We start from the raw sequence: 12,129 nt of genomic DNA on the forward strand, positions 1-12,129 counted from the left end.
CGCGGGGACCATGGGGCGACCCGCCGTCCCCGAGTGCGGACAGCCCTCGGAGAAGGCGGGGGGTTCTCCTCAGTTCCAAGTCCGCCGCACCGCCCTGCCCCGCGCGGGTGTCGATGATCACCAGCCCGGCCCCTTGCCGTACTCCCGCCGCCGTGATCACCCTGGGGAGCCTTGCGGACCGTTGCGTTCCGCAACCGGTGCGCCGGAGGCGTCTGTGGAAGAGGAAAGGGAACGACCCGAGGATGCAAGACGTGAGTGAGGCGACGGAGTTCCGGGAGTGGCTCGGGAAGCTGCGCCGGGATCCCGTGGTCGTCCAGACGCTGCGGTCGGCGGCCGCGGCGACCATCGCCTACGTCATCGCGCTGCGGCTCAGTCCGGAGGCGGCGCCGCTGACCGCGCCCCTGACAGCGCTGCTGGTCGTCCAGGTCACCTTCTACGCCACGCTCACCAACGGCATCCGCCGGGTGAACTCCGTGGTGGCCGGCGTGCTGGTGGCCATCGCCTTCAGTCTCCTGGTCGGCCTGACCTGGTGGAGTCTCGCCCTGCTGATCGTGGCCGCGCTGGGGGTCGGGCACCTCGTGCGGGTGAACGAGTACGTGCCCGAGGTGGCGATCAGCGCGATGCTGGTCCTCGGGGTCACCACCGTCGGGGACACGGCGTGGGCGCGGGTGCTGGAGACGCTGATCGGCGCCGTGGTCGGGCTCGGTTTCAACCTGCTCCTCGCACCGCCGGTGTGGGTGGACGAGGCCGGCGAGTCACTGGGGGACCTGGCCCGCCGGCTGCGGCAGTTGATGCTGCGCATCGGTGAGGAGGCCGCCGGGCGACAGCCGTTCGAGCAGGCCGCGGCCCGGCTGCACGAGGCGCGCCGGCTCGACCACGACATCGTGGAGGTGGACGCGGCGCTCAGGCAGGCGGAGGACAGCCTGCGGCTCAACCCGCGCGTGCGCGAGGGGCTGCTGCACCGGGTCGTACTGCGCACCGGGCTGGACACACTGGAGATCTGCACGGTCGTCCTGCGGGTGCTCGCGCGCACCCTCACCGACCTCGCGAAGGACCGGGAGCCCGAGCCGCTGTTCGCGAAGGAGACGGGCACGGTCCTGGAGCAGTTGCTGTCCGAGATCGCCGACGCGGTGGTCAGCTTCTCGGTGCTGGTCACCACGCATGTCAGCAGCAACGCCGACGCGGCCGAGTCCCGGCTCAGCGCGGAGCTGCGCACGGCGGCGGGCACCCGCGACAAGCTCGCCCTGCTGCTGCGTGAGGAGTCGGAGCGGGAGACGGAGCGCTGGCAACTGCTCGGCGCCGTCCTGACCGAGGTGAACCGCATCCTCGACGAGCTCGACACCGAGCACCGCTCGCGTCGTCTGCTGGAGGAACTGGACCGCGTGTCGCAGGAGCAGCGGGTGCGGATGCCGCGTTTGACCCGGTTGCGTGAGCGGATGGGCGTCCAGGAGCAGCTGTGGCGGAACCGGACCGGGATGAGCGGGCGTTCTCGCCAGTGAGCGCCGGGCCGGGGCCGGCGCCGGACGCGAGGGAGCGGGCCGATGGCCGACACGACCGTACGGATCGACGGAAACACGCTGCGGCTGCCGGGCGGTGCGGCGGTGCGGTTCATCCGTACGCTGCGGCTGCCCGAGTCGGGCACGCATCCGCTGCCGCCGGGGCTCGGTGAGTTCCCGGTCCGGCGGGTGGCGGATCACGCGGACTCGGTTCCCGAGGCGTGGCGGGCGCGCGGTGGTGTGATGCTGCCGGTGTACCTGCGGGAGGCGATGTGGCTGAGCTTCGGAGGAACCACGGAGCCGGCGGCCCTCCAGGTCGGGGTGGGCAAGGTGTGCGCGGTCTCCGGAAAGCCGTGGAGCGACCGGCTGTCGCGCAAGCCGCAGAACTACGTCGTGCTGCCCCGCCAGCCGTGGCTGGACGGCATCAACTCGGGCAAGGGCACGGTCCGCCAGTTCGTGGCGGTGCCGCTGGGCCTGGGCGCGACGGTCGAGGGCCAGGTCACCGGCGAGGAGGTGTGGGGCGGCGTGCAGCTGCAGTCGTTCCCGCTGAAGGAGGACCGGCTGGCGCGGTGGCGTGAGGAGGAGCGGCGCCGGGCCGAGCAGGCGCGGGCGATGCCGCAGTACGGCGGATACGGCGCCCCTGCCATGCCGATGGCGGCACCGCCCGCCCCGGGCTCGGTCCCGGCGCCCGCGGCCGCTCCCGGCAGCCGGCAACCCCGGGCCGCCGCGGCCATGGGTCTGGGCGTCGGCGGTTCGATGCGTCAGGAGGTCTACCAGGACGACCGTGCGCTGTCGGACTGGGCCGACCGTCCCGCCGGCCGGGTCTTCGTCCATCTGGTGACGCCTCCGGAGTGGCGGCGGATCACGGGTGAGGCTCCCCCGCCGTCGCCGGTGGACCGGGCGGCGTACACGCGTGCGGGGCTGCCCTGGTTCGACTACTACGACCAGGACGCCGAGGATCTCGCCCCGACGGACACACTGGGCGCGGTGAAGCCGGTCGGCGACTGGCTCGGTGACGACCACGAGCCCTGGCATGCGCCCTCGCCCGGCCAGGTGACGCCGCTGGGGGACGCGCCGGGCAAGCCGGTGCAGGACGGGGACTGGTGAACGGCACCGCACCCTGACTGCCGTTGCACCTGCCGCAACGGTCGTTGCTGTTCTTGCGCTCGACCGGTGATCCGCGCAAAGGTGGCCGTCGCGACCGCGACGAGGCGACGACCTGAGGTGTGGACATGGGCAGTGGTGGACTGAGCAGGCGCCGGTTCGTCGCAACCCTCGCCGGCTCGGCCGCCGGCGTGAGCCTCCCGGCGGCCACGGCGTGCGACGACGCGGCGGCGCCCGCGGACCCGGCCGGCACGGCCTCGGCGTCGAGCACGCCCGGGACCCGTCCGAGCGCCTGGGCCGAGAGCCGTGCGCCCTCCGGACCTCGCCCTCTCTACCTCGGCACCTACACCTCCGCCGAGGGCGGCGGCACGGGCATCGGTCTCGCCACGTACGACCCGGCCACGGGTCGTGTCACCGGCGCCGGAACGATCAAGGGCGTGGGCGACCCCTCGTACCTGGCACCGCACCCGAACGGCCGCACGCTGTACGCGGTGGACGAACGCGAGGACGGGGCCGTGACCGCGGTCCGCCCTGCCGACCGCAAGGTCCTGGGGAGCCGGAGCACCGGCGGGGCGGCACCGTGCCATCTGTCGGTGCATCCGAGCGGACGCTGGCTGCTGAGCGCCAACTACGGCGGGGGCAGTGTGGCCGTGCACCCGATCGACGCCTCGGGCGGGCTCGGCGAGCGCACCGACCTGGTCACGCACTCCGGTCCGCCGCCCGGTCCCGGGCAGGAGGGCCCGCACGCCCACCAGGTCCTCACCAGCCCCGACGGCGGCCATGTGCTCGCCGTCGACCTGGGCACGGACACCGTGTACAGCTACCGCCTCGACCTGAGGGCGGGCACGCTCACCCCGGTCGCACGGGCACGGACCGAGCCGGGCGCCGGGCCGCGCCATCTCACCTTCCATCCGGGCGGCCGGTTCGCGTACCTGGCGAACGAGGTCGACAACACGGTCGCGGTGTGCTCGTACGACCCCGGGACGGGCCGGCTGACGATCGGCGACGCTCAGTCCACGGGGACGGGCCCGGTCACCAACCATCCGGCGCAGATCGTGGTGACACCGAACGGCCGCTTCGCCTACCTCGCCAACCGGGGGCACAACAGCCTCGCGCGCTACGCGGTGGAGTCGGACGGCGCCCGGCTCAGCCTGCTCGGCACGGTGCCGGTCGCCGGGGACTTCCCGCGGCAGATCGCCCTCTCCCCGGACGGCGCACTGCTGTTCGCGGCGAACCAGCGGTCGAGCACCGTCAGCGTCTTCCACGTCGACGAGGACAGCGGTGAGCTGCGGCTCGCGGGTGAGCCGTTCGCGTCACCCGTCGCCGTCTGCGCGCTGCCGCTGTAGCGCGCGGGGGCAGGAGGCGGCGCTGGCCTGGGCGAGCAGGACGTGCATACGCTCGGTGAGTTGGGCGACGTCGTCGGCGGGGCGGTGGAAGGGCAGGCGTACGTCGCCCTGGGCGCGGACGCGCTCGATGCGCAGCGTCAGTCCGTGCCGGTCGACGGCGAGGGGCTGGACGCGTACCGCGCCGTGCAGGCTGTCGGACTCGACGAGGCGGGTGAGCCGTTCGACGGCGTCCGGGTGGCAGTCGGCGAGGTGGGTGAGCAGCCGGGCCTCGGCGGTGGCCAGCGGGTCGGACGTGGCGGCGGCGAACTCGTCGAGGTCGACGACCACGGCGCCGGACGGCCGGCGCAGCACGATCCTGGTGGCCTGGAAGGCGAGTGCGCCCTCTTCGGGGGTGAACCAGCCGGACAGCCAGAGCCGGGCGCGGATCCGCTTGCGCACGGGTACGGGGGCGACGTCGGCGAACTCCAGGACGGCCGAGGGCTGCGCGCGGGGTGCGCAGATCGCCGCCGTTCGCAGTGCGCTGTCCTCCGGCACGTCCACCAGGACGCGACCGTCCTCGGTCACGGTGTGCGCGCCGACGAGTTCCTCGCGGCAGCCCTCCGCCGTCACCGCGCAGGACCACGCGGCGGCGAGCACCGACCGGGCCCGTTCCGCCGCGGAAGGCGCGGCCGCCCAGGCTTGGCTGTCACCCATCCCGTACCTCCTATTAGGTAAGCCTCACCTAACCTACCGAAGATCGGGCCGCACGCCAACCTGCCGCGTCGTTCCCATGCGATCTCTTTGCCGTCGTAAGGAGGCGATCAGGGCGCGATGACACCGAGCAGGGCACGGGCGCACAGGTCGCGCACCTGCTCCCGGGAGAGCTCCGAGTCCCGCAGCCACTCCAGGCAGACGGCGGTGGTGAACGCCAGCCAGCCCCGTACGGCGAGCCGGACATCGGGCCGTTCCTCGAAGGCCGCGCCGAACTCGGGGTCCGCCGCCATAGCCGCCAGGATCTGCTTCTCCTGTGCGGCCAGTGCGCGCCGGTAGACCGTGCGCACGGCCTGGTCGCCGGCAGCGTCGGCACGATGGAAGGCGCGGTAACCGTGGGCGTGCGCCTCGACGTACTCCAGGTACGCGTCGAGACCCGCGGCGAGTTGCTCGCGCACCGCGACCCCGGGCACCGCCGCGGTCATCCGCAGCATGCGCTCGCTCTCCCGCTCGACGACGGCCGCGAAGAAGTCCCGCTTGGTCGGGAAGTAGTGGTAGAGCAGCCCGCGCGAGACACCGGCGATCTCGGCGACCTGCTCGATCCACACCTCGTCGTACGGGCTCTCCGAGAACAGCCGCGCCCCCACCGCGAGGAGCTGCTCACGGCGTTCCTCCGTACTGAGCCGGCGGCGGGTGCGCTCGCCCTGGTTCGCGGCCATGCCGGCACTTTACTTGACGTGGATTCAACGACGGGACCACACTGGAGCGCGTTATTGAACCCACGTACAACTAGCTCAATCTGCCGCTTGATCGAGGGAGATCGCGCCATGGCGGAGACGACGACAGGGACCGGGCTGCCGAAGGGCTTCCGCAGCGCCGAGCAGGGCTGGCCGGAGCTGCACCGCATACCCCACCCCCCGCACCGGCTCCCGCTGCTCGGCGACGTCCTGGGCGCCGACCGGCGTACGCCCGTGCAGGACTCCCTGCGCTTCGCGCGGCAGTTGGGGCCGATCTTCCGGCGCAGGGCGTTCGACAAGGAGTTCGTGTTCGTGTGGGGCGCCGGCCTCGCCGCCGACATGGCGGACGAGGCGCGGTTCGCCAAGCACGTCGGACTGGGCATCGCCAATCTGCGGCCGGTCGTCAAGGACGGGCTGTTCACGGCGTACAACCACGAGCCGAACTGGCAGTTGGCGCACGACGTCCTCGCCCCCGGCTTCAGCCGGGACGCCATGGCCGGCTACCACCCGATGATGCTGGCCGTGGCCGACCGGCTCATGGACCACTGGGACCGCGAGCTGGCGGCGGGCCGGGCGGTGGACGTGCCCGGCGACATGACCAGGCTGACCCTGGAGACCATCGCCCGTACCGGCTTCGGCCACGACTTCGGCTCCTTCGAGCGATCCCGACCGCACCCCTTCGTGACGGCGATGGTCGGCACGCTCAGCCACGCACAGCGGCTCAACGCCGTGCCCTGGCCCTTCCTGCTGAGGCGGGCCGGGCGCCGCAACGACGCCGACATCGCGTACCTGAACCGCACGGTCGACGACCTGGTCAGCGCCCGCACGGCCGGCGGACCCGGGGACGGGGACCTGCTGGACCGGATGCTGGAGACCGCCCACCCGGAGACGGGCGAACGCCTCTCACCGCAGAACGTGCGCCGCCAGGTGATCACCTTCCTGGTGGCCGGGCACGAGACCACCTCGGGCGCCCTCTCCTTCGCTCTGCACTACCTCTCCCGGCATCCGGACGTCGCCGCCCGGGCCCGCGCCGAGGTGGACCGCGTGTGGGGCGGCACGGCGACACCCCGTTACGAACAGGTGGCGAGGTTGCGGTACGTGCGCCGCGTACTCGACGAGTCCCTGCGGTTGTGGCCGACGGCGCCCGCCTTCGCCCGGGAGGCCCGCGAGGACACGGTGCTCGACGGGACCCATCCGATGCGGCGGGGCGCCTGGGCGCTGGTGCTCACGGCGATGCTGCACCGCGACCCCGAGGTGTGGGGCCCGGACGCCGAGCGGTTCGACCCGGACCGTTTCGATCCGGGGGCCGTACGGACCCGTCCACCTCACACCTTCAAGCCGTTCGGAACCGGGGCGCGGGCGTGCATCGGGAGGCAGTTCGCGCTGCACGAGGCCACGCTGGTGCTGGGACTGCTGCTGCGCCGGTACGACCTGCGGGCCGACCCGGGTTATCGGCTGCGGGTGACCGAGCGGTTGACGCTGATGCCACACGGGCTGCGGCTGCACCTGGAGCGGCGGACGGCGGCCGGCACGGAGCAGTCCGCGCCCGTGGCGCCGGACACGCGGTCCACCGCGGCCGGGCCCGTGGCGGGCCGGGCCTCAGACGCCCCCTGTCCAGTGCAGGGGACGGCTGACTGAGGCGGGCAGTCGGGTGCCCGCACCGCCGCGGGCCGCGTTCAGCTGCGGCTGGGTCAGGAAGAAGGCGCCCGTCAGATCGGCGTCCGTGAGGTCGGTGTCGCGCAGGTCGGCGCCGATGAGGTCCGCCCCGCGCAGGTCGGCGCCGGTCAGATCGGCGGCTATGAGGTAGGCACCGCGCAGGTTGGCGCCGCGCAGATCGGCCCCCTTGAGCCGGGCGCCCATCAGGTCCGCGCCCCGGCGGTTCTTCCGGCGTCCCCCCATGCCCGCCCGTGCCAGCTCGCTGGTCTTCAGCAGGAGCTCGTTGACCTTCTGCCGATGGGCGGCCACGTCCACCTCCGCGAGCTCCTCGGGGGACCGCAGGGTGAGCGCCTCGGTCGTCGCGAGGAGCGTGCGCAGCTCGGGGTGGAGGGGGCGGGCGGCGGGCAGGGTGAGTGCCTCCGTCAGGTACCAGAGCAGTTCATGGAGCTGGCGGACGACCGGGAAGACCTCGAACATGCGGCGGGCGTGCGCCGGGGAGCCGGTGCGCCAGTCCTGGCCGCCGAAGGTGCTCCGCGAGACCTTCTGGCCCGCGCCGAAGCAGTCGTAGACGGTGCAGCCGGTGAAGCCCCGCTGCCTCAGCCGCGCGTGGATGCCGCAGCGGTGGTCGTCCCGGAGGTTGCGGCAGGGGGTACCGGCGTCCTTGTCGACGGCGAAGTCCGCCGAGGCCGCGAAGGGCAGCGCCACACAGCACAGCCCGAAGCAGTTCGCGCAGTCTCCGCGCAGACCGGCGAGGGCACCGGGGTGATCTTTCATGCCATCAGCCTAATGTCCGCCCGCAGACGACGGCTCACCGAGGAATCTCCCGCCCCGCGGGGCCGTCGAGGTCGGACAGGTCGAGAGCGGCCAGCCGCTCCGTGTCGGCGAGGATGTACATCTCGGTGATCCGGCCGTCGACGACGGTGACGCCCATGACCGACAGCGGCCGGCCTTCGGGGGCGTTGACGACCCCGATCGCGCCGTTGACGAGCGCGAGCCGCATGTACCGGGCGAACTGCCGGAACAGCATCGCCTGTTCGGCCACCCGCCTGCCACCGCGTACCAGTTTGGACGCCGCCGCCCCGCCGGCCAGCGGCCCGGAGTCGACGCGCAGGACGACGTCGGGGGCGAGGACCGCGAGCAGGGCCTCGAAGTCCCCGGCGCGGGCGGCCGCCATGAAGGCGTCGAGGACCTGCCGCTGCCTGCGGAGGTCGGGCTCGCTCGACGCGGTGGCGCCCCGCACCCGGCGCCGGGCCCGGCTCGCCAGCTGGCGGGTCGCGGCGGAGGAGCGCTCCACGACGGGGGCGATCTCGTCGAACGGCACCGCGAACATGTCGTGGAGTACGAACGCGATCCGCTCGGCGGGCTCCAGCGTCTCCAGGACGATCAGCAGGGCCAGGCCCACCGAGTCGGCCTGCAGCACCTCCTGTTCCGGGTCGACCTGGGACAGCGGCCTGATCACGGGGTCCGGGACGAAGGTGTCGTCCAGCGGCTCCTCGTGGCGCCGGGTGCGCGAGCGCAGCATGTCCAGGCAGACCCGGCCGACCACGGTGGTCAGCCAGCCGCCGAGGTTGTCGATGGCTTCCGCGTCGCTGCGGCTCAGTTTGAGCCAGCTCTCCTGGACGGCGTCCTCCGCCTCGGCGAGTGAGCCGAGCATGCGGTAGGCGACCGCCTGCAGACGCCCTCGGTGCTCCTCGAAGCGGTCCGCCAGCCGGTCCGTGCTGCTCATGTCCCCGGTCCCCCTTGTGTCTCCTCGCGTCTTCCGCGTCCGTCGGAAGGCCGACGCGGTGCTACCGGCTGAACAGCTCGAAGGCGACGGCCGGCTTCCCGCCGAAGCGCTCACCGGTGGCCTCGGCGTTCGCGGTGAGGAACCCGCGGGCGTACGTCTGCGGGTCCTCGTCCGTCAACGCCTCGATGTAGGTGCGGTGTTCGAGCAGTGAGCGCACCGCACGCTCCAGACCGGCGGTCGCGTCCACGGCGTGCGTGGGTGCGCTGGAGCCCGCGACGGCGACCCAGCGGACCCCGTCCCACGGCTGAAGGCCCTGCTCCACGAGTTCCGGGAAGATCCAGCGGTTGCCGGCGTCCCCGGCCGCGTCCAGCGTGGCGCGCCCGACCGCCACATGGTCCGGCGTGTTCCAGGCGACACCGCCCCAGGTGTCCCGGTGGTTGAGGGTGATCACCAGCTCGGGTCGGTGCCGGCGGATCGCGGCGGCGATGTCGCGGCGCAGCGCGGTGCCGTACTCGATCACGCCGTCCTTGTGGTCGAGGAACTCCACCGCCGACACACCGACCACCGCCGCGCTGGCCCGCTGCTCGCGCTCGCGCAGCGGACCGCACTTCGCGGGCTCCAGCGTGTCGATGCCGGCCTCCCCCCGCGTGGCCAGGACATAGGCGACCTCACGGCCGGCGTCGGTCCAGGCGGCGATCGCCGCCGAGCAGCCGTACTCCAGGTCGTCCGGGTGCGCGACGACGGCGAGCGCGCGCTGCCAGTCCTCGGGCATGGGCTTCAGTTGAGTGATCGTCGGCTCGGTCATGCCCGCACACTAACCGGTGGCACCGACATCACGCTTCGTCACGGGCGAGCGCGAGCAGCCGGTCCAGGACACGGGGGCCGCCGGCCCGTACGCCGTCGTGCTCGAACTCGTCGGTGACCCAGGTCCGCAGTCCGCGGATCGCGCGTGCCGTGGCGAGGGAGTGCGCGGTGTCGACGTACATGTCGTCGTGGTACACGGCCGCCGCGACCGGGACCTCGTTGGCGGCCAGGCGCGTGCGGTCGTAGAGGGGCTTCCAGTCGGTGCGGGCGGCGAGGAGTTCGGCCGTCTCGCGCAGCGGGCGCAGGGCCGGGTCGCAGTCGAACATCCAGGGGTGGATGGTCTCGCCGGTGAACAGCAGCGGTCCGTCGCCCGCGAGCGTCTTGGCCGCGTCGAACTGCGGGAACTCGGCGCGCACGCGCTCGGCGGACCAGGCGGTGGGGCGGGCGTCCTGGCCGTAGATGGCCTCGTGGACGAGGGCGTACAGCGGGTGGCTCGCGTACGACAGCAGGCCCTGGACCTCCTCCTGGAAGGCGTCGGAGAGGGCCGGGCCCTGCGGGGTGTGGACGAAGGCGTTCTCCAGGAGGTAGTGCAGGCGGTGGCTGCCCTCGCTGCCGCCGAGGAGGATGCCGAGGGACTGGAAGGCCTCGGCGGTGAGGCGGTAACCGCCCGGTAGGACCACCTCGTTGGCGAGGAGGTGGTCGGCGATCCGGCGGGCGCGCTCGACGTCCTGGGGGTAGCGGGCGTAGTGCGCGGCCACCTTGCGCTCGATGCGCGGGTAGGCGGCGCGGTAGACGTCGTCGGCGTGGGCGTCGAGGGAGGGCAGACCGCCGGTGATGACGGCGCCGGACAGCGCCTCGGGGGCGGTGGAGAGGTAGGTGACGGTGCAGAAGCCGCCGAAGCTCTGGCCGAGCACGGTCCAGGGGGCGCCGCCCGTCACCTGGCGGCGGATCGCCTCGCAGTCGCGGACGATCGAGTCGGCACGGAAGTGCGTGAGGTAGTCGGCCTGGGCGGCGGGGCCCCCGCGCAGCGGGAGCGTCTGGCGGTTGGCGGGGGTGGAGTGCCCGGTGCCGCGCTGGTCGAGAAGCAGGACGCGGTACTCCTTGAGGGCGCGGCCCAGCCAGGCGCCCTTGCCGACGAAGCGGTTGGCGCCGAAGCCGGGGCCGCCCTGGAGGTAGACCAGCCAGGGCAGGTCCTGGTGCGTCTTGTCGCTCGCGACGACCTCACGGGCGTAGAGCTCGATCGTCTCCCCCGCCGGGGTGTCGTGGTCGAGGGGCACGGTGAAGTGGCGGTCGGTGAGGACGACGCCGGGCTGGCGGTAGCTGACGGTCAACGGGGCTCCCGGGGCGGATGGTTTTCGGGCCGCGTCCCAGTTCAGCACATGTTCGTCCGCGTCCGAGCCCTCGGGATCATGAAACCCCGCTGAACGCGGGATCAGCGGGTGCGGGCCCCGGCCGACGTGGGCTCAGCGGGCCGACAGGCTCGACCGCCGCACCACCAGCTCGGGTTGGAGGACCACACGCCGGTGCTCGTGCTTCTTCGCCCCGGTCTCCTCCTCCGTCTCCTCCAGCAGCATCTCCGCCGCGAGGGTGCCCATGGTGACCGCGGGCTGCCGTACGGAGGTGAGGGGGACGGCCGCGGCGGCGGCGAACTCGATGTCGTCGTAGCCGACGATCGCGAGGTCGTCGGGGACGCTGACGCCGGCGGCGTACATGGCCTGCAGGACGCCGAGAGCGAGCAGGTCGTTGGCGCAGAAGACGGCGGTGGGGCGCTCGGCGAGGCCGAGCAGTCGGGCGCCGGCGTCCCGGCCGGCGGCGACGTCGAGCCGCTCGGTGGGCAGTTCGCGCAGGTGCTCGGGCCCGAGGCCGGCCTCCTCCAGTGCGTTCAGGGAGCCGGTGCGGCGGTCGCTGACCTGGTTCAGACCGGGCGGCCCGCTGACGTAGGCGATGGAGCGGTGCCCGGCGTCGACGAGATGGCGTACGGCCAGGGCGCCGCCGGCGACGTCGTCCACGGAGACCGAGCACTCGGTGGTGCCCTCGGCGACCCGGTCGACGAGCACGAAGGGGATGTTGTGCCGCCGGAACGTCTCGATGTTGCGGCCGGTGGCGTCGGCCGGGGTCAGCAGGACGCCGCGCACCCGCTGTTCGGCGAAGAGCGACAGGTACTCGGCCTCCTCGCTCGCGCTCTGCGCGCTGTTGCAGACCATCACGCCGAGCCCGGCCGCCCGCGCGGCCCGCTCGGCGCCACGCGCGACGTCGACGAAGAAGGGGTTGCCCATGTCGAGGACGAGCAGCCCCATGATCCGGCTGCGGCCCGCGCGCAGCTGACGCGCGGACTCGCTGCGGACATAGCCCAGCCGGTCTATCGCGGACTGCACCCGCGCCCGGGTCTCGGTGGCGACCGAGTCCGGACGGTTGATGACGTTCGAGACCGTGCCGACGGAGACTCCGGCGGCGCGGGCGACGTCCTTGATACCCACCGACTGGGCCATCGGGCAGGGACCTCCAGGAAGAACGGTTGGGACGCGGGGCGGCGGGAAGGCCTTCACATTACCGTCACACCGCCCAGCACG

General features: G+C 73.1%; 11 protein-coding genes. 4 read left to right on the plus strand and 7 right to left on the minus strand.

The annotated features are described in order from the left end of the window. Positions 1–242 precede the first annotated feature (242 nt). The 3 genes from ACFYNL_RS20530 to ACFYNL_RS20540 all read left to right on the plus strand — a co-directional run bounded on the left by ACFYNL_RS20530 (position 243) and on the right by ACFYNL_RS20540 (position 3,946). A complete protein-coding gene (locus ACFYNL_RS20530) occupies positions 243–1,499 on the plus strand; it encodes an aromatic acid exporter family protein (protein ID WP_388805339.1) in 1,257 nt (418 codons plus the stop codon). 42 nt (positions 1,500–1,541) lie between these two features. Beyond that, on the plus strand, positions 1,542–2,603 hold the full coding sequence (locus tag ACFYNL_RS20535) for a hypothetical protein (RefSeq protein WP_388805342.1): 1,062 nt from the start codon (positions 1,542–1,544) through the stop codon (positions 2,601–2,603). 125 nt (positions 2,604–2,728) lie between these two features. Then, complete coding sequence (locus tag ACFYNL_RS20540; RefSeq protein ID WP_388805345.1) at positions 2,729–3,946, plus strand: lactonase family protein; 1,218 nt, start codon at positions 2,729–2,731, stop codon at positions 3,944–3,946. On the opposite strand, the gene ACFYNL_RS20545 is transcribed toward ACFYNL_RS20540, so the two are convergent. Continuing rightward, complete coding sequence (locus tag ACFYNL_RS20545; protein ID WP_388805348.1) at positions 3,914–4,639, minus strand: DUF2470 domain-containing protein; 726 nt, start codon at positions 4,637–4,639, stop codon at positions 3,914–3,916. The two genes, ACFYNL_RS20540 and ACFYNL_RS20545, sit on opposite strands and share 33 nt — an antisense overlap. A 107-nt stretch (positions 4,640–4,746) precedes the next feature. Then, a complete protein-coding gene (locus ACFYNL_RS20550) occupies positions 4,747–5,355 on the minus strand; it encodes a TetR/AcrR family transcriptional regulator (RefSeq protein WP_388805351.1) in 609 nt (202 codons plus the stop codon). A 108-nt stretch (positions 5,356–5,463) separates the two neighbouring features. Between ACFYNL_RS20550 and ACFYNL_RS20555 the strand changes: the two genes are divergently transcribed. Beyond that, entirely contained in the window at positions 5,464–7,011 is a 1,548-nt protein-coding gene (locus ACFYNL_RS20555) for a cytochrome P450 (RefSeq protein WP_388805354.1), read from the plus strand. On the opposite strand, the gene ACFYNL_RS20560 is transcribed toward ACFYNL_RS20555, so the two are convergent. The 5 genes from ACFYNL_RS20560 to ACFYNL_RS20580 form a co-directional block, all read right to left on the minus strand. Next, positions 6,973–7,803 carry a pentapeptide repeat-containing protein gene (locus tag ACFYNL_RS20560; RefSeq protein ID WP_388805357.1) on the minus strand — a complete coding sequence of 277 codons (831 nt, stop codon included), beginning with the start codon at positions 7,801–7,803 and terminating at the stop codon, positions 6,973–6,975. The genes ACFYNL_RS20555 and ACFYNL_RS20560 overlap by 39 nt on opposite strands. Before the next feature lie 34 nt (positions 7,804–7,837). Beyond that, positions 7,838–8,755, minus strand: a complete 918-nt coding sequence (locus ACFYNL_RS20565; RefSeq protein WP_388805360.1) for a sigma-70 family RNA polymerase sigma factor — start codon at positions 8,753–8,755, stop codon at positions 7,838–7,840. A gap of 61 nt (positions 8,756–8,816) precedes the next feature. Beyond that, positions 8,817–9,560 (minus strand): PIG-L deacetylase family protein, encoded by a 744-nt coding sequence (locus ACFYNL_RS20570; RefSeq protein ID WP_388805363.1) that lies wholly within the window; start codon positions 9,558–9,560, stop codon positions 8,817–8,819. A gap of 28 nt (positions 9,561–9,588) precedes the next feature. Then, the gene (locus tag ACFYNL_RS20575; protein WP_388805366.1) at positions 9,589–10,890 is read right to left on the minus strand and encodes an alpha/beta fold hydrolase; all 1,302 of its coding nucleotides are present in this window, start codon (positions 10,888–10,890) and stop codon (positions 9,589–9,591) included. Between the two features lie 132 nt (positions 10,891–11,022). Continuing rightward, positions 11,023–12,048 carry a LacI family DNA-binding transcriptional regulator gene (locus ACFYNL_RS20580; RefSeq protein WP_388805369.1) on the minus strand — a complete coding sequence of 342 codons (1,026 nt, stop codon included), beginning with the start codon at positions 12,046–12,048 and terminating at the stop codon, positions 11,023–11,025. Positions 12,049–12,129 lie beyond the last annotated feature (81 nt).

Origin of the sequence: Streptomyces sp. NPDC007808 (assembly GCF_042868655.1) — a bacterium.
In the GTDB taxonomy this organism is placed as follows: Bacteria; Actinomycetota; Actinomycetes; order Streptomycetales; family Streptomycetaceae; genus Streptomyces.